This is a genomic window from Geminocystis sp. GBBB08 (assembly GCF_016743215.1).
Lineage (GTDB): Bacteria > Cyanobacteriota > Cyanobacteriia > Cyanobacteriales > Cyanobacteriaceae > Geminocystis.
This window is the reverse complement of the sequence record NZ_VRZC01000054.1, coordinates 1-22547: the sequence shown is the minus strand read 5'-3', so window position 1 is coordinate 22547 and position 22547 is coordinate 1. Positions and strand designations below refer to the sequence as shown.

37 protein-coding genes and 2 pseudogenes are annotated in these 22547 nt (G+C 32.4%); 24 read left to right on the top strand and 15 right to left on the bottom strand.

Annotated features, from left to right (window positions below):
- Positions 1-2: 2 nt before the first annotated feature.
- The 5 genes and pseudogenes from FWJ34_RS09060 to FWJ34_RS09045 form a co-directional block, all read left to right on the top strand.
- Positions 3-227, top strand: coding sequence for a type II toxin-antitoxin system HicB family antitoxin (locus FWJ34_RS09060; RefSeq protein ID WP_308254997.1), 225 nt, complete (start codon positions 3-5; stop codon positions 225-227).
- Positions 227-451, top strand: coding sequence for a type II toxin-antitoxin system HicA family toxin (locus tag FWJ34_RS09055; RefSeq protein WP_308254996.1), 225 nt, complete (start codon positions 227-229; stop codon positions 449-451). The genes FWJ34_RS09060 and FWJ34_RS09055 overlap by 1 nt, the downstream gene beginning before the upstream one ends.
- Positions 452-566: 115 nt before the next feature.
- Positions 567-725, top strand: coding sequence for an ApaLI family restriction endonuclease (locus FWJ34_RS19560; RefSeq protein WP_396231800.1), 159 nt, complete (start codon positions 567-569; stop codon positions 723-725).
- A gap of 3 nt (positions 726-728) precedes the next feature.
- A complete protein-coding gene (locus FWJ34_RS09050) occupies positions 729-950 on the top strand; it encodes a hypothetical protein (protein WP_308254995.1) in 222 nt (73 codons plus the stop codon).
- A gap of 12 nt (positions 951-962) precedes the next feature.
- Positions 963-1928 (top strand): annotated as a pseudogene (locus FWJ34_RS09045) (DNA-methyltransferase); the annotation flags it as partial.
- 17 nt (positions 1929-1945) lie between these two features.
- Here FWJ34_RS09045 and FWJ34_RS09040 read toward each other — a convergent pair.
- Positions 1946-2149: a type II toxin-antitoxin system HicA family toxin gene (locus FWJ34_RS09040; RefSeq protein ID WP_308254994.1), complete on the bottom strand. Its 204-nt coding sequence runs from the start codon at positions 2147-2149 to the stop codon at positions 1946-1948.
- Positions 2142-2372 (bottom strand): type II toxin-antitoxin system HicB family antitoxin, encoded by a 231-nt coding sequence (locus tag FWJ34_RS09035; protein ID WP_308254993.1) that lies wholly within the window; start codon positions 2370-2372, stop codon positions 2142-2144. The genes FWJ34_RS09040 and FWJ34_RS09035 overlap by 8 nt, the downstream gene beginning before the upstream one ends.
- Before the next feature lie 131 nt (positions 2373-2503).
- On the opposite strand from FWJ34_RS09035, the gene FWJ34_RS09030 reads away from it, so the two are divergent.
- The 5 genes from FWJ34_RS09030 (at position 2504) to FWJ34_RS09010 (ending at position 3918) form a co-directional block, all read left to right on the top strand.
- Entirely contained in the window at positions 2504-2698 is a 195-nt protein-coding gene (locus FWJ34_RS09030; RefSeq protein ID WP_308254992.1) for a type II toxin-antitoxin system HicA family toxin, read from the top strand.
- 2 nt (positions 2699-2700) lie between these two features.
- On the top strand, positions 2701-2916 hold the full coding sequence (locus tag FWJ34_RS09025) for a type II toxin-antitoxin system HicB family antitoxin (RefSeq protein WP_308254991.1): 216 nt from the start codon (positions 2701-2703) through the stop codon (positions 2914-2916).
- 36 nt (positions 2917-2952) lie between these two features.
- Positions 2953-3177 carry a hypothetical protein gene (locus FWJ34_RS09020; RefSeq protein WP_308254990.1) on the top strand — a complete coding sequence of 75 codons (225 nt, stop codon included), beginning with the start codon at positions 2953-2955 and terminating at the stop codon, positions 3175-3177.
- Between the two features lie 140 nt (positions 3178-3317).
- Positions 3318-3557: a helix-turn-helix transcriptional regulator gene (locus tag FWJ34_RS09015; RefSeq protein WP_308254989.1), complete on the top strand. Its 240-nt coding sequence runs from the start codon at positions 3318-3320 to the stop codon at positions 3555-3557.
- Positions 3535-3918: a hypothetical protein gene (locus tag FWJ34_RS09010; protein WP_308254988.1), complete on the top strand. Its 384-nt coding sequence runs from the start codon at positions 3535-3537 to the stop codon at positions 3916-3918. Before FWJ34_RS09015 ends, FWJ34_RS09010 begins: the two co-directional genes overlap by 23 nt.
- A gap of 228 nt (positions 3919-4146) precedes the next feature.
- Here the strand turns inward: FWJ34_RS09010 and FWJ34_RS09005 are convergent, their stop codons facing one another.
- Entirely contained in the window at positions 4147-5484 is a 1338-nt protein-coding gene (locus FWJ34_RS09005; RefSeq protein WP_308254987.1) for a DNA cytosine methyltransferase, read from the bottom strand.
- Between the two features lie 68 nt (positions 5485-5552).
- Positions 5553-5684: a hypothetical protein gene (locus FWJ34_RS09000; protein ID WP_308254986.1), complete on the bottom strand. Its 132-nt coding sequence runs from the start codon at positions 5682-5684 to the stop codon at positions 5553-5555.
- 15 nt (positions 5685-5699) lie between these two features.
- On the opposite strand from FWJ34_RS09000, the gene FWJ34_RS08995 reads away from it, so the two are divergent.
- The 6 genes from FWJ34_RS08995 to FWJ34_RS08970 all read left to right on the top strand — a co-directional run bounded on the left by FWJ34_RS08995 (position 5700) and on the right by FWJ34_RS08970 (position 12647).
- Entirely contained in the window at positions 5700-6167 is a 468-nt protein-coding gene (locus FWJ34_RS08995) for an ApaLI family restriction endonuclease (RefSeq protein ID WP_308254985.1), read from the top strand.
- A gap of 408 nt (positions 6168-6575) precedes the next feature.
- Positions 6576-6809: a photosystem II protein, Psb35-related gene (locus tag FWJ34_RS08990; protein ID WP_308254984.1), complete on the top strand. Its 234-nt coding sequence runs from the start codon at positions 6576-6578 to the stop codon at positions 6807-6809.
- 234 nt (positions 6810-7043) lie between these two features.
- Positions 7044-9320 carry a formate C-acetyltransferase gene (gene pflB / locus FWJ34_RS08985; protein ID WP_308254983.1) on the top strand — a complete coding sequence of 759 codons (2277 nt, stop codon included), beginning with the start codon at positions 7044-7046 and terminating at the stop codon, positions 9318-9320.
- Between the two features lie 310 nt (positions 9321-9630).
- Positions 9631-11169: a bifunctional phosphoribosylaminoimidazolecarboxamide formyltransferase/IMP cyclohydrolase gene (gene purH, locus FWJ34_RS08980; RefSeq protein WP_308254982.1), complete on the top strand. Its 1539-nt coding sequence runs from the start codon at positions 9631-9633 to the stop codon at positions 11167-11169.
- Between the two features lie 13 nt (positions 11170-11182).
- Positions 11183-11887, top strand: coding sequence for an orotidine-5'-phosphate decarboxylase (gene pyrF / locus FWJ34_RS08975; RefSeq protein ID WP_308254981.1), 705 nt, complete (start codon positions 11183-11185; stop codon positions 11885-11887).
- Positions 11888-12128: 241 nt separating this feature from the next.
- Entirely contained in the window at positions 12129-12647 is a 519-nt protein-coding gene (locus tag FWJ34_RS08970) for a hypothetical protein (protein WP_308254980.1), read from the top strand.
- Positions 12648-12719: 72 nt separating this feature from the next.
- Here the strand turns inward: FWJ34_RS08970 and FWJ34_RS08965 are convergent, their stop codons facing one another.
- On the bottom strand, positions 12720-12866 hold the full coding sequence (locus FWJ34_RS08965; protein ID WP_308254979.1) for a hypothetical protein: 147 nt from the start codon (positions 12864-12866) through the stop codon (positions 12720-12722).
- A 472-nt stretch (positions 12867-13338) separates the two neighbouring features.
- Between FWJ34_RS08965 and FWJ34_RS08960 the strand changes: the two genes are divergently transcribed.
- Together FWJ34_RS08960 and FWJ34_RS08955 are read left to right on the top strand one after the other, a co-directional pair.
- Positions 13339-13599: a hypothetical protein gene (locus FWJ34_RS08960; protein WP_308254978.1), complete on the top strand. Its 261-nt coding sequence runs from the start codon at positions 13339-13341 to the stop codon at positions 13597-13599.
- Positions 13600-13612: 13 nt separating this feature from the next.
- Positions 13613-14005 carry a PIN domain-containing protein gene (locus FWJ34_RS08955; protein WP_308254977.1) on the top strand — a complete coding sequence of 131 codons (393 nt, stop codon included), beginning with the start codon at positions 13613-13615 and terminating at the stop codon, positions 14003-14005.
- A gap of 466 nt (positions 14006-14471) precedes the next feature.
- On the opposite strand, the pseudogene FWJ34_RS08950 reads toward FWJ34_RS08955, so the two are convergent.
- A pseudogene (locus tag FWJ34_RS08950) lies at positions 14472-14726 on the bottom strand (hypothetical protein).
- On the bottom strand, positions 14726-14923 hold the full coding sequence (locus tag FWJ34_RS08945; protein ID WP_040466859.1) for a hypothetical protein: 198 nt from the start codon (positions 14921-14923) through the stop codon (positions 14726-14728). Before FWJ34_RS08945 ends, FWJ34_RS08950 begins: the two are co-directional and overlap by 1 nt.
- Before the next feature lie 184 nt (positions 14924-15107).
- Here FWJ34_RS08945 and FWJ34_RS08940 point away from each other — a divergent pair, with 184 nt between their 5' ends.
- Positions 15108-15269, top strand: a complete 162-nt coding sequence (locus tag FWJ34_RS08940; protein ID WP_308254999.1) for a hypothetical protein — start codon at positions 15108-15110, stop codon at positions 15267-15269.
- Positions 15270-15402: 133 nt separating this feature from the next.
- On the opposite strand, the gene FWJ34_RS08935 is transcribed toward FWJ34_RS08940, so the two are convergent.
- Positions 15403-15894: a hypothetical protein gene (locus FWJ34_RS08935; RefSeq protein ID WP_308254976.1), complete on the bottom strand. Its 492-nt coding sequence runs from the start codon at positions 15892-15894 to the stop codon at positions 15403-15405.
- A gap of 154 nt (positions 15895-16048) precedes the next feature.
- Here FWJ34_RS08935 and FWJ34_RS08930 point away from each other — a divergent pair, with 154 nt between their 5' ends.
- Positions 16049-16447 carry a hypothetical protein gene (locus tag FWJ34_RS08930; RefSeq protein WP_308254975.1) on the top strand — a complete coding sequence of 133 codons (399 nt, stop codon included), beginning with the start codon at positions 16049-16051 and terminating at the stop codon, positions 16445-16447.
- A gap of 182 nt (positions 16448-16629) precedes the next feature.
- On the opposite strand, the gene FWJ34_RS08925 is transcribed toward FWJ34_RS08930, so the two are convergent.
- The 7 genes from FWJ34_RS08925 to alaS all read right to left on the bottom strand — a co-directional run bounded on the left by FWJ34_RS08925 (position 16630) and on the right by alaS (position 21148).
- Entirely contained in the window at positions 16630-16782 is a 153-nt protein-coding gene (locus tag FWJ34_RS08925) for a hypothetical protein (protein ID WP_308254974.1), read from the bottom strand.
- 17 nt (positions 16783-16799) lie between these two features.
- The gene (locus FWJ34_RS08920; RefSeq protein WP_308254973.1) at positions 16800-17057 is read right to left on the bottom strand and encodes a type II toxin-antitoxin system RelE/ParE family toxin; all 258 of its coding nucleotides are present in this window, start codon (positions 17055-17057) and stop codon (positions 16800-16802) included.
- On the bottom strand, positions 17050-17277 hold the full coding sequence (locus tag FWJ34_RS08915) for a hypothetical protein (RefSeq protein WP_308254972.1): 228 nt from the start codon (positions 17275-17277) through the stop codon (positions 17050-17052). Before FWJ34_RS08915 ends, FWJ34_RS08920 begins: the two co-directional genes overlap by 8 nt.
- A gap of 150 nt (positions 17278-17427) precedes the next feature.
- Complete coding sequence (locus tag FWJ34_RS08910) at positions 17428-17628, bottom strand: hypothetical protein (protein WP_308254971.1); 201 nt, start codon at positions 17626-17628, stop codon at positions 17428-17430.
- 261 nt (positions 17629-17889) lie between these two features.
- A complete protein-coding gene (locus tag FWJ34_RS08905) occupies positions 17890-18102 on the bottom strand; it encodes a DUF2283 domain-containing protein (RefSeq protein WP_308254970.1) in 213 nt (70 codons plus the stop codon).
- Complete coding sequence (locus FWJ34_RS08900; protein ID WP_308254969.1) at positions 18087-18410, bottom strand: DUF4258 domain-containing protein; 324 nt, start codon at positions 18408-18410, stop codon at positions 18087-18089. The genes FWJ34_RS08905 and FWJ34_RS08900 overlap by 16 nt, the downstream gene beginning before the upstream one ends.
- A gap of 110 nt (positions 18411-18520) precedes the next feature.
- Positions 18521-21148 (bottom strand): alanine--tRNA ligase, encoded by a 2628-nt coding sequence (gene alaS, locus FWJ34_RS08895; protein WP_308254998.1) that lies wholly within the window; start codon positions 21146-21148, stop codon positions 18521-18523.
- A gap of 129 nt (positions 21149-21277) precedes the next feature.
- On the opposite strand from alaS, the gene FWJ34_RS08890 reads away from it, so the two are divergent.
- From FWJ34_RS08890 to FWJ34_RS08875, 4 genes are all read left to right on the top strand, one after another.
- A complete protein-coding gene (locus tag FWJ34_RS08890; RefSeq protein WP_308254968.1) occupies positions 21278-21538 on the top strand; it encodes a BrnT family toxin in 261 nt (86 codons plus the stop codon).
- Entirely contained in the window at positions 21528-21758 is a 231-nt protein-coding gene (gene brnA / locus FWJ34_RS08885) for a type II toxin-antitoxin system BrnA family antitoxin (protein WP_308254967.1), read from the top strand. Before FWJ34_RS08890 ends, brnA begins: the two co-directional genes overlap by 11 nt.
- 7 nt (positions 21759-21765) lie before the next feature.
- Complete coding sequence (locus FWJ34_RS08880; protein WP_308254966.1) at positions 21766-21987, top strand: hypothetical protein; 222 nt, start codon at positions 21766-21768, stop codon at positions 21985-21987.
- A gap of 244 nt (positions 21988-22231) precedes the next feature.
- The gene (locus FWJ34_RS08875; protein ID WP_308254965.1) at positions 22232-22447 is read left to right on the top strand and encodes a type II toxin-antitoxin system HicA family toxin; all 216 of its coding nucleotides are present in this window, start codon (positions 22232-22234) and stop codon (positions 22445-22447) included.
- Positions 22448-22547: the final 100 nt, after the last annotated feature.

Below are 22547 nucleotides of genomic sequence, written 5' to 3'. Positions count from 1 at the left end.
AAATAATGAAAAAAAGAGAATTTTATGTGGTAATTGAAAGAGATGAGGATGGTTTTTATGTGGGAGAAGTGCCACAATTAAAAGCCTGTTATTCGCAAGGAGAAACCATAGATGAATTAATGGAAAATATGAAGGAAGTTATCACTATGTGTTTAGAAGAATTAGAAGAAAATGATAATTTGGTGAATCTTAATGAATTTATCGGAGTACAAAAAATTAGAGTCTAATGCCCAAATTACCTAGTGTTACTGCCAATGAAATTATTAAAGCATTGAAAAAAATCGGTTTTGTTGAAATCAGACAAAAAGGAAGTCATCTTCGACTAAAACATCCAGATAACAGAATTGTTACGATACCCGTACATAGTGGTAAAATTCTAGGAAAAGGGTTGTTAAAAAAAATTCTACGAGATTCTGAATTATCGATCGAAGAATTAATAGAGTTGTTATAAGTTATTGATAAGGAGAATAATTAATTATGAAATATACGATTGTTATTCAATGGAGTGATGAAGATAACTGTTTTGTCGTATTTTTACCTGATTTTAAAAATGAAATGAGCAAGCTATAAATAATCAACAAACCGTAGAAACGGTTTACAAAGGCGTAAATGGAGAATATTATGCTGGAGAAGAAGCATGGAATTTTATTAAAAATCGTACAGGATTTGATTTAAAACAGATTTTAATAGATATTGCCGATAACAAAACACCAGAAAAAAATTAAATTATGGAAAAAATAATTAAGGAAAATTGTCTTGATGAGTTTAAAAAAATTGACTCAGAAATAATCGATTTAATTTATTTAGATCCGCCATTCTTTACTCAAAAAAAACATTCTTTAACAAGTCGTGATAATAATATTAATTATGAATTTAATGATGTATGGAACAGTCTTAATGATTATTTATTAATGATGGAAAAATGTTTAATAGAATGTAAAAAAGTTTAAAAAAAAACGGGAAATATTTTTTTACATTGTGATAAGAGTGCTTCTCATCATTTAAGAGTTTTATTAGATAAAATATTTGGCTATGATAATTTTAGAAGTGAAATTATTTGGTCTTATAAAAGATGGTCAAATTCAAAAAAAGGTTTACTCAATTCTCATCAAACTATTTATTTTTATTCTAAAACAGATGACTTTAAATTTAACACTATTTATAGTGATTATTCTCCCACAACAAATGTTGATCAAATATGGCAATTAAGAGAAAAAAATAGCTATGGAAAATCAGTATATAAAAAGGATAAAAACGGTAATATAATTTTAGCTCAAGAAAAAAAAGGTGTTCCTTTATCGGATGTTTGGGAAATACCTTTTTTAAATCCAAAAGCAAAAGAAAGAGTAGGTTATCCTACGCAAAAACCTGTTTTGCTTTTACAACAAATTATTAATATTTCTACCGATGAAGGTGATTTAGTTTTAGATGCTTTTTGTGGTAGTGGTACAACTTGTGTCGCCGCTAAATCTTTACATCGTAATTTTATTGGCATTGATATATCAGAAGATGCGATCGAACTTACTAAAAAAAGATTAAATGATATGATTATAACTAAGTCTGAACTTCTGGAAAAAGGAAAAACAAGTTATATAGAAAAATCGGAAGAAGAATTATTTTTATTAAAAAGTATTAATGCTATTCCTGTACAAAGAAATAATGGTATTGATGGTTTTTTAAAAAGACAATTTAATGATAAACCTATACCCGTTAGAATACAAAAAAAAGATGAAACTTTAGAAGATGCGATCGAAGCTATTAATAATTCGGAACAAGCAAAAAAAAGTGATTTAAAAATAGTTATTCAAACTAATAATTATCGTCAGTTATTCCCTTTAGAAGATAAAAAAACTCTCATTATTAAATCATCTGAATTATTGATTAATGAAGAATTAAATAAAATAAATATGATACCTTATAATAAATAAAATTAGAATTATATCAGTTATTCATTCTTAGTTTCGATCACATCAATAACTTGCCTAACAATTTTAGGATGTAGAGTTTTACCACCATGAAAAGGAATAACTACTTTTATGGTAGCTTTTTGATAAATTCGATGACTTCCTTGACTTCTTATCAAAACAAATCCCGCAGTCAATAACAATTTTTGTGCTTCTTTAGCGTTAAGACGAGGTAATTTAGGCAACTTTTACCTCCACATTCATTAAAGAAATTTCTTTCACTAATAATGCCTTTTTTTCTTCTTCAGTAAGAGTTGATAAATATAATTCAATTGCTTCTTGAATATTCGTTTTGATTTCCTCTAAAGAATCTCCTTGAGTTTGACAACCTTCTAATTGAGGGCAATAAGCATAATAGCCATATTCATCTTTTTCAATTATGGCACTTATTTGATAATTATTATTCATATAAATTGTTGATTTTTAACAAAAGTATTGGTCTATCTTTTTTTATTGCTGATTTTTGTTACTATCATAAAAGCTAAAAGTTCGTAAATCAAGAAAATATAATGATTAATGCCTAAAAAAAAATTAGGGAATTGAAAAGTTTATTGAAGAAAGCAGGGTTTTCGGTTAAACCAGCAAAAGGAAATCATAGTAAATGGCAACATCCACAAGTATCACAAATTATCGTTATCTCTGGGAATGATGGTAGCGATGCTAAACCATACTTAGAAAAACAAGTTAATTCAGCTTTAGAAATATTAAATAAAATCAATCAAGAGGACAATTAATTATGAAATATACAATTGTTATTCAATGGAGTGATGAAGATAATTGTTTTGTGGTTTTTTTACCTGAATTTAGTAATAATGTCATGCAACCTGTCACTCACGGCGAAACCTATGAAGAAGCCTTAAAAAATGGGCAAGAAGTTTTAGAGTTAATTATTGAAGAATATCAAGAAGATGGTAAAAATTTACCTCAACCTAAAACCTTTGTTTTTGCCTGATAAGAGATTTTTTTACTTTAACATTACAAGTATTTTATGGCAATTTATAATTTTAATATTAATGACAATTCAATAACACCATTGGAAAAAACAAACTTTAGTAGTGAAAAGATTTTAGAGCGTCAAAATTTACAAAAAGCAATCAAAGACAAAATTGATATTATTGCACCTAATTGTCTTGTAATATCAGAAGAGTTTTCGCAATGGGATGATTCTAAACGAAGAATTGAAAAATTAGGATATGAAATTAAACGTAATTAATGATCGTGCCGCTCCACTTCGTGATGAATAATTAATCGAGTTGTTATAAATTATTGTTGATTTTTGTGACTTATAATCCGTTGACATATAGTCATCAAAATTAAGATGATCAAAGTTCCAAGTGTTAACAATATTGATTTATGTCAGGTACATTGCGAACTTATGTTGCTTTAAGCATCAAAAAAATAAGAAAAAAAAGAAATCTCAGTCAAGAAGCCTTAGCATATAAAGCGAATCTTGATCGAACTTATATCTCTGGAGTTGAGCGTGGAGTGAGAAATATTACCCTTGATTCTTTAGAACAAATTGTCATAGCACTAGATATGGATATTCCTACTTTTTTGAGTGAAGTTTATCATGAACTATATAATAAACCCTAATTGCGATACCAGTTTTATCTCAGGAAATGGGAATAAAATTACGATGCCAACGGCACGCTGTGTGATGGACAAAACAAATTTTGAGTTAGCATTAAAAGAATCTCATTTAGTGATCGAAAAAATAGTAAAAGATATACCAGTAGATATATTTGCTATTTTGGGTATGAGAAATTTGTCCTCATTTATTGGTGAATTATTCGCTATCAATTTCGCTCAAAAGTCAGGGGGTTTATTCATGAAAAATCCTCATCAAGACGGTTATCCCGATCTTCTTCTAATGGATACTAGAATTAAAATGTTAAAAGGTTACGATTGGAAAGCCCATCATCGTGAAACAAACAACCTGATTGGTTTACTGTGAGATTTTGACAATAAGATTCCTCAAATAGTTGCTATCTTTTTCTGTAATAATTTAACAGAAAATGACTGGGGTAAAATCGTTACACCCAAAGAAGGAGGTGGAAGAACAACAAGTGTTTCAATTATGCCCCGTGATGGAGTTCGCAAAATGTATAATAATTGGATTTTAGTTAGAGATGATCAAAGTTATATTAATTTTTTGAATAAGTACAATAAAGGTAGTTTAATTTCAAAATAGACATAATTGTTGAGATTTCTGTTGACTTTTAGTCACATTTTCATAATTATCAGTGAGGATTGACATTATAAAAGAAAAAATTTGTTCTAATCCTAAAGGTGGTACACTTTCACCGATTAATTCTCTAATCAATTTATCACTAACCTTTTTACCATCTGCTCGTTTCCACTGAAAAGGATATTTATCTATAGTGTGTAATATCATTGCTTCATAAAGAGATAATACCCGATGTTGGCTTGGATGAATTTTATTATCACTACAAGCATAAGAAAGATTCCGAGTTAAAGTGCTAGATGGTGCATCCCAACTCATTCTTTTATAGGCACTGGTATAACCTTTCATCAAACGATATTCTTTCCCCTCTCTTACCCAAGGGCGAGGGAGAAGGTGTCCGCATTTTTGACAATATATAGGTGTTTCTGTACTAGCTCGATTAATACCGTGATGATTTTTTTTCGCTTGATGAGTTTGATTCCCCGTAAATCGACAATCAGGATTAATACATTGATTATCAAAAGCACTTTTTTCAGGAGGAGTATTGCTTACCCACAAATATTTATCTTCGTCTAATAAGGGAACATAATGATAGGGAATAGATTGACACTTAGCATTTTTGGATTTATCAGCACACAGAGGGGGCAAATGGGAAATAGCATCTCTAACGGTTATCCAAAGAGGAAGATTTAATCCATCTTTACTATAAGTTGGCGGAGGAAAAAGCTCTCCAGAAGATTGAAGATAAGATTTTAATTTTTCGTTTTTTGTAAATATTGAAATCAATCTTTGACGACATTGAGGTACACCATAATCGGCAAATTCAATAGTACGAATACACTTTACAAAATTTTTTCCTAAAGACTCTTGAATAAAATCTAAAATATTAATTAATTCTCCATGTTTATAAGGATGAGGTATATAGGTTTTTTCCATTTCAGGTACATTTTCCATAATTAGCGTATCTGCTCCACTAGCGACAAAAATTTCTACTGTAGGAATTATTAATAAATTTCTCTCATCTATTTCACTTTTTTTGCCTTCTCTAATACCATTTAAAAGTTTTCCTCTACCATTTTTTGACATTCCTTGACATGGTGGAGTTGCAAATACGAAATCTAATTTTTCACCTGATAATTTTCTGATTATTTCTTTTAAGATCGTCTCTTTTTTCTGCCAAATATCACCAATAATAATTGATGTTTGCGAATAATTAAATTTAAACACTTGGGCGCGATCGTTAATTTTTTCATTTGCTACTATTACTTCAAAACCTGCATTCTGAAGGGCTAAATCTCCTATTCCTCCACTACAAAATAAACTTATCGCTTTCATTTTCTACTGACATCACTTTTATTTGTTGACTATAATCTACAATAATTTTTTCAAAAATGCAAATGTACCTATGAATTATAAGCGTTATCTTCAGGCACTAATGAGGCACTAGGGAGGATTTTGTGTTGTTTTTGGGCGAAAAAGTTTAAAAATTTCTCTCTGATTTCGTTTCCTGTTAATGAAGGAGGGATATTAGTCATAAAATATTATCAATAATGGTGTATCTCACAATATTGCTGATTTTTGTTGCTACTATTGATGTTTTAGATGGTAATGACGCTATAGAAATTAAATGGAGAGATGCCACTACAGACGGGGATCATATCACAAAAGAGCATACGAGAATAAAAGCGATCGAAAATCATGGATATAAACCCATTAGAGTAATGTTTTATTATCCTCAAAGAGAACAAGCTATAAATATTCAACAAACCTTAGAAAATGATAAGCCTATCCCAGTTAGAATCAAAAAAAAAGATGAAACTTTAGAAGATGCGATCGAAGCTATTAATAATTCGGAACAAGCAAAAAAAAGTGATTTAAAAATAGTTATTCAAACTAACAATTATCGTCAGTTATTCTCTTTAGAAGATAATAAAATTATCATTATTAAATCTTCTGAATTATTGATTAATGAAGAATTAAATAAAATAACTATGATAGCTTATAATCAATCAACTTAGAATTATATTTGTTAGATGATCGAGAAAACAAGAGGTGAATTTTTATGAAAGCTGAAGAATTAGATTTATTATTTGATGGATGTTTCAACTATCATAGTCAACAAAAAAATGTCTAAAAATATCGGGCTGGAGCGATCGCCCTTATAATTTAATCTCATCTTACCTAGAAGCTACTCAAATAAAGTGCGGAATGTGGGTTTTAAATCTATTTTGGGAGTTACGCTGATGAAAACCTAACCAATTGGCGAAGGGTTTTAAAAAATAATTTTCTACTAGTTGATAAATAATCAAAAGTTAATTTTGATGTCAAGGGTGGATAACTATAAATAAAAATAGTGTCAAGTAATTGCAACAAAAATTTACATAAGTTAAGATAAAAGGGTAGTCACAAATAAAGGCTTAAAAATCATGGCAATCTTAATATCATTATTTATTTTCGGTTGGTTAACTGCTTCTGTTATTGGTACTCAAGCATACTTTTTAGGTGAACAAACAAAGCCTATTCATGAGCGTAACTGGAATTCTGCCTCATTTGATCAATTGGCAAAATCTTTTACGGGTAAAGAAACAGATTATTTAGAAAGAGTACCAGCCTATACTGTTGATGCTTATAATGCACTTATTGGCACTCAGTCTCGTTAAATCTTTATTATAACGGGTGATTCTGGATTTACCTGCATCTAACTAGCTCTTTAAGAGAACAAGGGGTTTCAACCCCTTTCTTTATTGAAAATTTATTTTGCATTTAATTAAGCTCTAATCAGTTAATTACTGAAATTTTGAACTAATTTTTCGATTTCTGATAATCAACGAATAAGTTATAATAATAGATAAGGAGGCTCTAGTACATCAAAATAAAATACTAGATCATGACCTATGGTTCATCTCACAGACAAAATCACAGATAACGCTACACAATCTACCTCACAAATAGCGTGGCAAGGCTTTAAACACGGTAAATGGACAACGGAAGTTAATGTCAGAGACTTTATTCAAAAAAACTATACCCCCTACACTGGTGATGAGTCTTTTTTAAGTGATGCTACTTCTACTACTAATAATTTATGGACAGAAGTTAAATTATTAATGAAAGAAGAAAGAGAAAAAGGCGTTTTAGATGCTGAAACTAAAATTCCTTCTACTATTACCGCATATCCTGCTGGTTATATCAATAAACACTTAGAAAAAATTGTCGGTTTACAAACTGATAAACCCCTGAAACGCTCAATTATGCCATTCGGTGGAATTCGTGTAGTTGCAACCTCTTTAAAATCTTACGGTTATGAACTTGATCCCGAAACTCAAGAAATTTTCACTAAATACCGCAAAACTCATAATGATGGTGTCTTTTCAGCTTACACTACTGATATGAAAAAAGCTCGTAAATCTGGTATTATTACTGGTTTACCTGATGCTTATGGAAGAGGACGCATTATTGGCGATTATCGTCGAGTAGCTTTATACGGTGTAGATTTTCTGATTCAAGATAAACAAACACAGTTAATCTCCCTTGAAAATGATGTCATGGATGAAGATACTATTCGCTTGAGAGAAGAAATCACCGAACAAATTAAAGCCTTAAACGAGTTAAAAGAAATGGCTTTGAGTTATGCCTTTGACATCAGCAATCCTGCCACTTCAGCCACTGAAGCAGTGCAATGGACATATTTTGCCTATCTTGGGGCAGTGAAAGAACAAAATGGGGCTGCTATGTCACTTGGTCGTGTTTCAACATTCCTTGATGTTTATATTCAAAGAGACCTCGACCATAACATTATCACAGAAACCGAAGCTCAAGAATTAATTGATCAATTTGTGATTAAGTTACGCATGGTTCGTTTTTTACGCGCCCCTGAATATAACCAACTTTTTGCAGCCGATCCTGTTTGGGTTACAGAAGTAATTGGCGGAATGGGTGCAGATAATCGTTCTTTGGTGACAAAAAATAGTTTCCGCTTTTTACACACATTATATAACTTGGGACCCGCACCTGAACCAAATTTAACAGTTTTGTGGTCTGAAAGATTACCAATTGCTTTTAAACGTTATTGTGCTAAAGTATCCATTGATACAAGCTCCATTCAATATGAAAATGATGATTTGATGCGCCCTGACTACGGTGATGATTATGCCATCGCTTGTTGTGTATCTGTCATGAAAATTGGTAAACAAATGCAGTTTTTTGGTGCGAGGGTAAACTTAGCCAAAGCCTTACTTTATAGCATTAATGGCGGGAAAGATGAAAATACCAGTGTCCAAGTTGCTCCTGCTTATGCTCCCATTACTGGTGATTATTTAGAGTATGAAGAAATAACGGCAAAATTTGACTTACTCATGGCATGGTTAGCGAAATTATACGTTAACACCCTCAATGTTATTCACTATATGCACGATAAGTATTCTTATGAACGGATAGAAATGGCGTTACATGATCGAGATGTTTCCCGTACCATGGCTTGTGGTATTGCTGGTTTATCTGTCGTAGCCGATGCTTTATCTGCAATTAAATATAGTCGAGTGAAAGTTATTCGTAATGAAGTAGGTTTAGCGGTGGATTATCAAGTAGAAGGAGATTACCCTAAATTCGGTAATAATGATGATCGAGTTGATAGTATTGCTGTAGAATTAGTGACTAAATTCATGAACGAAATTCGTCAACATCAAACCTATCGTCACGCAACCCCAACTCAATCTATTTTAACCATTACTTCTAACGTGGTTTATGGTAAAAAAACTGGTAGTACTCCTGACGGACGGAAAGCTGGTGAACCTTTCGCTCCGGGTGCAAATCCTATGCACGGCAGAGATACAAAAGGGGCGATCGCCTCTATGGAGTCCGTAGCAAAATTACCCTACGAACACGCTCAAGATGGCATCTCCTATACTTTTTCCATTGTGCCTAATGCTTTAGGTAAAACCCCAGAAGCCAGAATTAATAATTTAGCGGGAATGTTAGATGGTTATTTTCACAATACAGGGCATCATATAAATGTTAACGTATTTAATCGAGAAACCTTATTAGATGCCATGGATCATCCTGAACAATATCCACAATTAACTATTCGTGTTTCAGGTTATGCGGTGAATTTTATTAAACTAACCCGTGAACAACAGTTAGACGTAATTAACCGTACTTTTCACGAACAACTATAATTAGGATTTATTGAAACCGTTTTTTAATAAGGAGAAGTAATAAGCAATAAGTAATGAGATAGTCATGAATTGAGATCTTGCCACATCAGTGTTTAACATTTTAATTTAAGTAAAAAATAATCAATTTAAACTGTTTAAAATAAACGAACCTCAAAAAAAAAAGTTTTATACAAGTAATAAAAATCTTGCTAATCAATTTGGACGTAGTTTACCCATGGAGAAAATGCTGTAAATGCTATGAGTAGAACTCCAGAATATAATAAAATAAAAAATATTGTACAATAAACTAAAATTGAAAATAGAGCAAATAATGACAGGTTTAGCCTTATTAAGTGTATCCGATAAAACAGGAATTATAGAATTAGCCAAGACTTTAGTAGAAAAATTTAACTTTCAAATCGTCAGTAGCGGTGGCACGGCAAAAACCTTACAATCTGCTGGTATTCCTGTTACTAAAGTTAATGATTATACTGGATCTCCTGAAATTTTAGGGGGTAGAGTGAAAACCTTACATCCTCGTATTCATGGCGGTATTTTGGCAAGATTAGAATTAGAATCTCATCAAGAAGACTTACAAGCTAATGAAATTCGCCCTTTTGATTTAGTTGTGGTTAATTTATATCCCTTTGAAAAAACCATTGCCCAAGATAATTGTACGGTGGAAGATGCCATTGAGCAAATAGACATCGGCGGTCCAGCTATGGTAAGAGGAAGTGCTAAAAACTATGCTCATGTAACTATTTTAACCAATCCTGCCCGTTATGATGACTATTTGAGAGAATTAACTGTAAATCAAGGTAAAACTACCATAGAATTTCGTCAAGCAAGAGCTGCTGAAGCCTTCGCCATGACAGCAAGTTACGATCAAGCTATTTGTCGTTATTTTGCTCAAGTTAATCCTGAATCTGCTGATTATTATGGTGTTGGCGGTAAAAAAATTGCAACTTTACGTTACGGGGAAAATCCTCATCAAAAAGCTAGTTGGTATCAAAGTGGTAGTGAAGCCAAAGGTTGGGCATCGGCAAATCAATTACAAGGTAAAGAATTAAGCTATAACAACTTAATTGATTTGGAAGCAGCTCGAAGAATTATTAGTGAATTTCCTAGTAATGAACCAGCAGTCGTAATTGTTAAACATACTAATCCTTGCGGTGTAGCCGTAGGTGAAACTCTTATTGAAGCATATCAAAAGGCTTATAATGCTGACTCTGTATCGGCTTTTGGGGGAATTGTATCCTTAAATCAACCCCTCGATGCACCTACTGCTCAAGCCATGAGTAAAATATTTTTAGAATGTATTGTTGCCCCTGATATTACCGAAGAAGCTAAAGCCATTTTAGCTAAAAAATCTAATCTTCGAGTCTTACTTTTATCGGATTTAAACTCTGGTAGTAAAGATAATATTAAGGCGATCGCCGGAGGTTTTTTAATTCAAGAAAATGATACAGCTATAGAATTACCCCACCCATGGCAAATTGTCACGGAAAAACAACCCACTCAAACCGAATTACAAGAATTATTATTCGCATGGAAAATTGTTAAGCACGTTAAATCTAATGCCATCGCTATAACAAAAAATCGTACTACGTTAGGGATAGGAGCTGGGCAAATGAACCGTGTAGGCTCGGTTAAAATAGCTCTAGAACAAGCAGGGAATGAAGCTCAGGGAGCATTTTTGTCTAGTGATGCTTTTTTTCCCTTTGATGACTCAGTTAGAACGGCAGGAACAGCAGGTATTACAGCAATTATTCAGCCCGGTGGTTCAATCCGTGATGAAGATTCTATCAAAGCAGCGAATGAATTAGGCTTAATCATGGTATTTACAGGCGTACGTCACTTCTTACATTAAATTCTTCTTTAAAATGAACACTGATAAAATTATCGTACCCCTTGATGTCCCTGATTTAGAATCGGCGATCGCCTTAGTGAAACTATTACCAGAAGTCAGCTTTTGGAAAGTAGGCTTGGAGTTATTTGTGGCTACAGGAGCAGATATACTAAAATTTTTAAAAGACGAAAATAAACATATTTTTCTCGATCTCAAATTTCACGACATCCCCAATACCGTCAAAAGTGCCACCCAATCAGCTTTAAAACATCAAGTTGACTTATTAACTATCCATGCTACCGCAGGTAGAGAAGCCTTAATTGCCGCCTCAGAAGTAGTAAAAAATAGTGAAGATCACCGTCTCAAATTGTTAGCCATTAGCGTTTTAACGAGCATTAACAGCCGACAATTAGCTTTTGATCTTAAAATTCCCCTAGAGTTGTCCGAATATGCCTTAAATAACGCCCTTATGGCTCAAGAATGTGGTATTGATGGTGCTGTCTGTTCACCCCATGAAGTACAAAAAATAAAGGAAGTGTGCGGTAAAGATTTTTTGTTAGTCTGTCCTGGAGTCCGTCCTCTATGGGCTTTAGCAGGTGATCAACAACGAATTATGACACCGAAACAAGCATTACAACAAGGTGCTGACTATCTTGTTATCGGGCGCCCTATTACTCAAGCCGAAAATCCGTCTCAAGCATGGACTAAAATCTTAGCAGAAATTATAGAGGAAAAGTAAAGGCTTAATATATTAGGGCTTGTCATCATTTAGCTGTGAAAACCTTAGAGGATAAATATTTTCGCTTATTTTAAATTGTCAAAGATAAAAGACTAACTTTTAGCTAATAGCCAACATTATCTAAAGATAACTAAATTCCTCATTCCTCGTTTTGAATTTGATAAAATGCCAGAAAATCATGAAAATAACTTATTATTTGACTAGATATTTGTTATTAAATTTTATTATATGTATTTTTTTAATGTTATGGCATAATTATCCCAAGAGTGCCTTAGCTGAAACAGTAATTAGTAATAATAAATGTGGTAATAATTTAGAAGATTTAGCAAATTTATTAGTTAAAGATCTTCCTGATTATGCTAACCGAGTTATTCAAAGAAATCGCATTCATTCTCATCCTTTACAGTTTTTTCCTATCTATGTAATTACTGCTGGAAAAACTGAATTAGAATCTTTGCCCTTAAGTCAAACTCAATATAAAAATGTGATGAAATCTCTATCAACTGATGATGTCAAACAAGTTTTTTTTACCACTTTAGAAAGACAATATTCTATTAATAATCGTATTATTGAAACTCAAAATTTTCATTGGTTAATTTTAACAAAAACTCCAAAAAATTGGAAAATAGTTATGGTATTAACAAAATTAGGTTATCCTGATGATTCTTCTGAGCAAAATTTTATTTCTTCTCCCCCTCTTGATACAACAGAAGGAATAATCGGACAAGCTGTTAAACTGTGGTTAAGAGACTGTTATTAAACAAATATAACTTTGTAACCAATGCCTTGGGAAACTTTAGTAAACTTGTTACTAAGCAAATTAACTCATATTTTAATCGGGGAGAAATATGTAATTTATCATGGCTTTGTCGATGGTAGCGCGTAACTTTTGCCCTACGATGACGATACTCCTTTCTACTGTACCATAATGGACAAAAAAGTTCGATTCTTTCTGCACATCTTCGATCAATACTAACACATCTTCTCTCGCTAAATAGCCTCGCCGATTTATCCGCCCGATTCCGCATAAAATGGAGTTTTATTCAAGATTAACGGTTAAATCAATGGTTTCATTTGATATTCGTCTAGTTGCTTTAATTTGGGATCACAATATTGATTATTTGGCTACTTATAACATTAATCATTTTCTGCGAATAAAACTGGTTATTCGGTATCAGTTGTCGAACCAAGTGCTAATTTTGATGCAGGTAGAACTTATACAAATGCCTGTCAGTAGTACAAGTGTTCAGAATACTGGTTTGAGCTTTAATTAGCCTTTTATGTAGTTAATGAAGAACTGGTGATCGCACTTTTTGTGAGGTGGAAGGAGGTGAGATCGCTTGTTTGAGGATGTTTTAGTTTAGTATAATTGTTAGGGTGAGTCTTAATTTTAGGAATCATCTTGAGCAATTTTGTTTATAATTGTAACGTAAAATTAACTCATTACTACCATGACAATTACTTTAGAATTATCTCAAGAATTAGAGCAAGAATTATCTGTTGAGGCAGAAAAGATAAATTTATCTTTATCTGAATATATTTTACATCTTATTACTGTTAGAGAAGTGTTAAATAATCCACCCAAAACAGGAGCACAATTAGTTAATTATTGGCAAAAAGAAGGGTTAATTAATTCTCGTCCTGACATTAACGATAGTCAAGAATATGCTCGTCAAATTCGCTATTCTGCTGAACATCGTCAACATTTATAAATGAATTTTATGTATGTATGTCTTAGATACGGATATTTTAATTGATGTTTTGAGAGGTCATCAACCTGCAATTACTTGGTTTACTACTTTAACAGAAGTTCCTAGTATTCCGGGTTTTGTGGTTATGGAGTTAATTCAAAATGCCAAAAATAAACAAGAAGTGAATCAAGTTTTTAAATTGATTGCTCCTTTACCTATTATTTGGTTAACTGAGGTTGATTGTAATAATGCTTTAGCTTGTTTTAGTAAATTTAGTTTATCAAATGGGGTGGGTTTATTAGATGCTTTAATTGCTCATTGTGCTATTGGTAAAAATGGGATTCTTTGCACTTTTAATGTTAAGCATTATCGAGTTATTCCTAATCTTAAAATTACACAACCTTATGTTCGTTTTAAGGGAAGTTGAGGGGCGATCGCTCTTTAAGGAAATTGGGCTGAGATCGCACTTTTTGTGAGGTGGAGGAGGGCGAGATCAATTTGTAATTTTTTTTATAATAATATTATCAGTAAAATTTAAGCATATTTTAAAAATCATGAAAGGCTACATACAAGGACAAACAGTTATTCTTTTTATTTTAATGACAACTTTGAAATTCTTTATCCTACGAAATTTACGGTAAAGAAAGTATTAGAGTTCGCAGTTAAAAATAACATAATTTCAGCCCAAATTTTTGATATTCGTCTGGTTGCTTTAATTTTAAATCAGAATATTGATTATTTAGCTACTTATAACATTAATCATTTTCAGGGAATATCAGACATTAATCCCTTAAAACCTTCAGAAATTCTGAATATTACCAATAATTCAACTACATGAGAAAATATAACGTGATCACTCTTTTGAAGGGAATTAGAGGTGCGACCGCTTTTATTTATTTACTGATTAATCTATCATACTCACCATGAGTACCAATCCAAAACCATAAAATTCCATTTTTAACCTCAATTCCTAATGCACGATAAGCTTTACCTATTCTTACCGATCAATATTTATTAACTTTCTTAAAATGTAAAGAAGGATGACTAGGATTAGTTTTTAATAATTCATAAGAAACATCAGCTATCTGTTGTATATCTTTAGGTAGCTGATCATAAAATAACCAGAATTTGCGATTAGTATAGTGCATTAAATTTCTTGATAATCTCCAGCTTCAAATTCAGCGAGTGCTTCTTGAGCTAAAGCATCAAGTTTACCATCTATAATATCTTGTTCTAATTGTTGATCCCATTGTTGATAATCTAAATCTAATAACCAATTTCGTAACTTACTAAAATCTTGTTCAGAAAGATTTAAAATTGCTTTTTCAATTTGTTCAATAGTCATAATTATCAAATAATTGTAAAAATTCATTTACATCATAACATTTCTAAAGATAAAAAATATAGTCTGTGCGATCGCTCTTTTGTGGGAGGTAGAGTGAGATCGCTCTGTGTGATAAAATTTTAAAATTTAATAGTTTATAATTTAACTAAAAAGTTAGTGATTCTGAATATCCTCAATGTTGTAAATTAATAAAAACTATGTTTTAGATAGTGACAAAAAACCGATAGCTGTGCAAATTCCTATTACCGAATTTGAAAAAATAGAAGAAATTTTAGAAAATTATGGGCTAGTCAAACTGATAGAAGAAGTAGAAGATGAAGAAACCTTATCAATCAAAAGATTCTGATTCTTGGGGTGAAAGTGAATTAAAATAATCCCCTTTGGAGAGTTTAAGGTGCGATAAATGCGATCGAAGACGATATTGTGAGCGTTTCATGATCCTGAAACTCGTAAATATACGGATTTTGCCGTTGCTTAAATTACTCTAAATAATTACTTAATTCTTCCATCTTAATATCTAAAATTTGACCTATTTCTGCATCAGTTAAACCTTTATTTTTTAGTTTTTTTGCTGTTTCTATTTCCACTTGATATTTAACTTGTTGATATTCCTTTGTTTCTCGCTCAATTTCCTGTAGGTTGTCAAAATGTTTCTGCGTACAAAAATATTTTATTTTAGTCTTTTTACCAAATTTAACGACGCTGTTACTTATATTATGTTGCTTTTCTAAAAATTGCTTTAAATTACGTTTATGAAGGGGTTTATCAAAAATCCTTGATAGTAATTGTAACAATTCATAACCAACATCTCTTACATGACCTTCGGAAAAACCATTTTTCTCGCCAATCTCTGAATATTTTTGTCCCTTCAATGTTCCTTCTAAAATCGATCGTTGTAAGTCTGTTAGAGTGTTGCCTGTTTTGTCTTCCATCACTTCATCGATAAATTCTAACATTTCAGAGATACTCATGGCTTTTGTGAGAAATTGGTCATTATTGATATTATTTTCTGTTCTTAGATTTCAATTTTATCAAGAAAGTTCCCAAAACTTCCGATCTTTTCCGCTTTTATTTTCATAAAAGTTCATTTATACTCGGAAATATTGCTACTTTAATAAGTCTATTATGAAATTATCAAAATTTGTAACAACATTAGCTTTTACTTTATTTCAGATTATTAGTTTTCCCCTTGATAATCAAAAAGAGGTTCTAGCACAGTCTTCTGAACGTCGGGTTAATCCGTCTAATCCTTGCCCTCATGGAGGCCGAGTTGCTGGGGTAAACTGCAAAATTTATGCTTTTGAAAATCCTGTAATCGTAGTACCTGAAGTAAAATACTGGGTAAGTGTTGACTATGCAGGAGTATATTACAAACCAGTAGAGAAAATATGTCCTTATGGTGGTGGGAGAGTAGGTGCAAACTGTAAGTTAGTTTCTTTAGATGGTTTACTAACAAAGGGTATTGAGTATTGGGTTGACACTAATATTAACTATCCCGGTGTTTACTATCGACAATCCAAGTAATGATAACTGATAATTCATAAGAAGTATCTGCTATCTTCTGTATATTTTCAGGTAGCTGATAATAATATGACCAAAATTTGCGATTAGTATAGTGCATTAAATTTCTTGATAGTCTCCAGCTTCAAATTCAGCTAGTGCTTCTTCAGCTAAAGCATCTAATTTTCCCTCATTAATATCTTGTTCTAATTGTTGATCCCACTGTGCGATCGGGTTTTTGAGGGTGTTAGGGATGCGATCGTAGTAGTGGCTTTAGCCATAATCAGCCCTAAAGGGCTTACTACTAATGGGCGATCGCATTTTGAAGAGAGTGATCTGTGTGCAGTTACGCTGTCCATGAAAGCATCGCTTTATTTTATTGATAAATATCACCACGAGATTTAATTTTCGTAACAACATAAGTTTGATTTTCTCTATCTTCTCGATATAAAATGGGAAAATCTCCCACTCTTAAACGCCATTCTAAACGTCCCTTTAATGGTTTAATCTCAACTAAACTCTTATCTTGAATCAACAATTTTAAACTTTGAATAATTCGTTTTTGCTCAGTGAGAGATAATTTTTGCAAATATTTTTCTGCTTTCTTAAGAATAATTAAATTCCAGTTATTCAACTTCTCCTCCAAATAATTCTAATTCAAGACTCTGGAGAGATTTACCTTGATCAGTACCGTTAAGATAATTTTGCCATTCAGACTCAGACTCGTCTAAATCTTCACTTGTAAAATCATCATCTAAATTATCAAAACGTTTTTTTAACTCTTGAAATAGTCGATTTTGGTCAGTAATACTAAGAGTTTGAATTTGATTTAATATTTCATTATAAACAGTCATATTTTTACTATTTTATCTATCTTTTTTTAAATATAAAGAAGGATGATTTAAGTCATTTTTTAAAAGTTCAAAATTCTTTTTTGCTAATAATTGAATTGATTCTGGTAACTGATCAAAACAGTCCCAAAATCTAGCATTAGTTCGATGCACTTATAACTCCTGTAACTGATTTTTACTCTTTTCTAATAAGGCTTCCTCAATCAAAAAATCAAGTTTTCCATCATTAGAATCTTGCTCAATTTGCTTTTCCCATTGTTGAGCATCTAATTCATTAATCCAATTTTTTAAATAGGTAAAGTCATCGGAGGTAAGAGTTTCTATTTCTGCCTGAATTAATTGCAGTTTGCTCATATTATCTATTTTTAAACATAATAGTTTTTGATATTTGAGTTTCATAGTAACATTTTTCATCTAATTCAGCTTCATCTTAGACATAAAAATTTATTGTTATAAATAAAAGTGAATTTAATTAATTTTCATCATAACAATTAGAGATATTAATAGCCCTAATTAAATTATTCAAATTATCCTCATTATTTAATTCTTGATCGTCAATAATAGCAATAGAAACATCTATAAATTTTTTAATATCTTAACTAAATTATTAAAATTTTAATTTTTCGTAATTAATTCAGCAATTAAGGGTTTATCTTGTGCTAGTTGACGTACATTCAACACTGAAAAACCGATAATATTACCTTCTAAATCGACTCTCTCCATGAGATTATCATTGTCAGTTTCTCTCATGTAACCAATGGCTTGAGAAAATTGCACTTCCAAAAAATCAGCTTCGCTGTCGTAATAAATTTTCATTGTGTTGGACATATTTGTTTTCCTTTTTTGAGTCTGTCTGTAAGATAAGCTGTAATAATAAAAGCGTCATTATCTAATATTTTAACAACTACACAAAGCCATTTTTCTCCAACTATAGTTTGAGTTTGATAACAATAGTATAAGTAAACAGTTTCATCTGTATTTGATTGCCTAACAATTTGAGGTTTACTAAGAGTTTCAGGTATTAATTGGCTTAATTCTTTCATTTCAGGATGAGATAGAATATGTAGCCATCTTTCTTCTGTAAGCCTGATTTTTCTACCTTCATAATCTGGAAATATTTGGTTGCCTATAATCATGGCTAAAATTATCTTTTTAAGAAGAAGTTAAATAGGTGGGCAACGCCCACCCTACTATTAACTATTTATCACAAATTAAATGAGTTAAAAATATTATTCATGAAAATAGATTAAGATAAAGTCTCAATTAATTTGTTTTTAGCAGTAGTTAAAGCCTCCTCAACTTTACTTGCATCTTTACCTCCAGCTTGGGCTAGATTCGGTTTACCACCACCACCACCACCGCAAATTTTGGCAATTTCTCCAATAAATTTACCGGCTTGAAGTTGTTTTTCTTGATAAACTTTCTCCCCAAAAGCGGCTACTAAACTCACTTTATTGGCTTCTGGAATCGATGCTAAAATCACCGCAGAGTTACCTAATTTTTGTTGTAATTTTTCTCCGGCTGATTGCAAAGATTTAGCGTCTAAATCGCCCATATTTGCCACTAAAATTTTAAATTCTCCAATACTTTCAGCTTGGTTAATCAAACTTTCAGACTTTAATAAAGCTAACTCTTGTTTCACATTTTCTAACTCTTTTTGAGTGGCTTTTAACTCACTTTGTAGGTTAGAAAATCGATCGACAATTTCCTCTGGTTTTGCCTTTAATTTATCTGATAATTGCTTTACGACATCATCTCTTACTTTGAGATATTCTAAAACAGACGCACCTGCTACCGCTTCAATACGTCTGATACCAGAAGCAACCCCCGTCTCGGAAATTATTTTAAATAAGCCAATTTCCGCTGTATTATTAACATGAGTGCCTCCGCATAACTCCATGGAAACCCTAGGAATATCGATAACACGCACTTCTGAGCCGTATTTCTCTCCAAACATGGCGATCGCACCTTTAGCTTTAGCCTCATCGATACCCATAATACTAATATCTGTGGGATGGGCTTCTGCAATCCAAGTGTTAATTAAATCCTCAACCTGTTGTAATTGTTGTTTAGTGAGGGGTTGAGGGCAATTAAAGTCAAAACGTAACTTATCAAAGGATACCAAAGAACCGGCTTGAGAGATGTTTTCATCGACAACTTTTTTCAAAGCTGACTGTAATAAGTGAGTTGCGGTATGATTCGCTCTGACACGGTTACGACAGGCTTTATCGATGGTAGCGCGTAACTTTTGCCCTACGGTGACGATACCTCTTTCTACTGTACCATAGTGAACGAAAAAGCCCGATTCTTTCTGCACATCTTCGATGGATACTAGCACATCTTCTCCGGCTAAATAGCCTCGATCGCCAATTTGTCCGCCAGATTCTGCATAAAATGGGGTTTTATTGAAGATTAGCTGAACTTTACGCCCTGTTTCAGCTTTTTCCACCGATTTGCCCTCAATTAATAAGGCTTCAATGTGACTGATTAACTGATATTCGCTATAGCCTAAAAATTCGGTGGGATGGATATGCTCGGCTAATTTATCTATGCTACCCTGTACAGTTAAATCAATGGTTTCATGGGCAGATTGAGAGCGAGTGCGTTGAGCCTCCATTTCCGCTTCAAAACCAGAGACATCAACGGTTAAACCTTCTTCTTCTGCGATTTCCTGAGTCAATTCGAGGGGGAAACCATAGGTATCATAAAGGGTAAAAGCGTCCTCCCCAGAAATTGTAGCACAGCCAAGATGGCTGTCTTGTTGCTGACTTCTGAGTTTAATAATCACCTCATTTAAGAGTTTTTCGCCCCTTTCAAGGGTTGCTAAAAATGCCGATTCTTCCCGTTGCAACTCGGTTTTAATTACTTTCTCTCTTTCTCTAGTATTGCTGTAAACCCCTTCTAAGAGTTGTATCGCCGTTTCTGCTACCTCACTGATAAAATTGCCATCGATACCGATTAAACGCCCGTGACGCACGACTCTGCGGATTAGACGGCGCAAAATATACCCCCTTCCTATATTCGATGCAGAAATACCATCAGCTATCATTTGAACTATCGATCGTACATGATCACCGATAACCTTCAAAGATACCTTAGTATTCTCATCGGCTTTGCTATAGTCAATATTTGCCAACTTTCCTGCTGTGGCAATGATAGGGAAAATCAAGTCAGTTTCGTAGTTATTCGGCACTTGTTGCAGAATTTGTGCCATTCTTTCTAACCCCATGCCAGTATCGATGTTTTTGTTTTGCAGGGGTGTTAAATTGCCGTCAGCGTCTCGGTTATACTGCATAAACACCAAGTTGTAAAACTCAATGAAGCGGGTATCGTCTTCCAAGTCGATGTTATCATCTCCCAATTCTGGCTTAAAATCATAGTATAACTCGGAACAAGGACCACAAGGACCAGTTACCCCAGATTTCCAGAAGTTATCTTCTTCTCCCATGCGGATAATCCGTTTTTCGGGGATTCCCACTTCATCACGCCAGATAGCAAAAGCCTCATCGTCTTCTCTAAACACACTGACAACGATTCTTTCTGGTGGCAGTTGAAACACTTGAGTTGACAATTCCCACCCCCATGCGATCGCCTGTGACTTAAAGTAATCACCGAAGCTAAAGTTACCCAACATCTCAAAGAAGGTATGATGCCTAGCAGTGCGCCCTACGTTTTCAATATCATTAGTACGAATACACTTTTGCGAAGTGGTAGCACGGGGATAGTCTGGGGTTTTCTGCCCTAAGAAAATAGGCTTAAATGGGAGCATTCCTGCAATCGTCAGTAAAACGGTGGGATCTTCTGGTACTAATGAGGCGCTAGGGAGGATTTTGTGTTGTTTTTGGGCGAAAAAGTTTAAAAATTTCTCTCTGATTTCGTTTCCTGTTAATTAAGGAGGAATATTAGTCATAAAATATTATCATTAATGGTCTATCTCCTATTATCCGATAATTTGTTGCTATCATAAGAAAGTGTTTCTAAGAGTCGTTGTTACTGCGAAAATATGGAATTTGAGTATGATGAGAATAAAAGTAATATCAATAAAGAAAAACACGGCATTGATTTTGAGGAAGCCCTATTATTATGGTTAGATAATAATCGTATTGAGATAAAAGCAAATTCAACCAATGAATTTAGGATGATAATAATTGGTAAAATTAAAGAAAAATATTGGTCTGCAATAATAACATATCGCCAAAATAAAATTAGAATTATATCTGTTAGACGATCGAGAAAACAAGAGGTAAATTTTTATGAAAGCTGAAGAATTAGATTTATTATTTGATGAAGGAAAAGAAGATATTTTAGAGTATTTTGATTTATCGACAGCAAAACGCCCTGCTTTAGAAAAGACAAAAATTGACTTAGATTTACCCCAATGGATGATTATTGCCTTAGATAAAGAAGCTCAAAGATTAGGTATTGAGTCTCAATCTTTAATTAAAGTCTGGATTGCTCAACATTTAGATTCCGTCAAAATATAATATTCCTATGAATAATTATAACGAAGATTTTACTCTAAAAATTAAGCCTCGTCCATCGGAAATAGTATCGATAAAAATTCCTTTAGATACTTTAGAAAACTTAGAAATAATTGCTCAAAATCACAATATTTCTGTGGAATCTTTAATTAAATTTTATATCGGGAAAAATTTAAGAGAAGATATTAGTCAAGAATTGTACACAAAATTTTTAAGCACAAAAAGATGTTAAAAAATCTAACATTTTTTTATATTCCTGAATTAGAGAATCACAAGATATAGTAAGCTAATTTATTACAATAATCTATTCATCCTTTGTTTCGATCGCATCAATGACTTGCTTAATAATTTTAGGATGTAGAATTTTGCCACCATGAAAAGGAATAACTACTTTAATGCTCTATCTGCTATTATTGCTGATTTTTGTTGTTATCATAAAAGCTAAAAGTTCGTAAATCAAGAAAATATAATGATTAATGCCTAAAAAAATTAGAGAATTGAAAAATTTATTGAAGAAAGCGGGTTTTGTTTATCGTACCGCTAAAGGTAGTCATACTCGTTGGTATCATGAACTATTACCAGAAGATCCGATTAATATATCAGGAAATGATGGTGATGATGCTCAAAAATATTTAGAAAAACAAATTAATCAAAAATTAGCTAAATTAAAAAAAATCAAAGAGGGAAAATAATTATGAGTAGATTTAATTATAAAATTACTATTCAATGGAGAGATGAAGTAAACTGTTTTGTCGGATTTTTACCGGATTTAAAAAATGAAATGCACCCTAT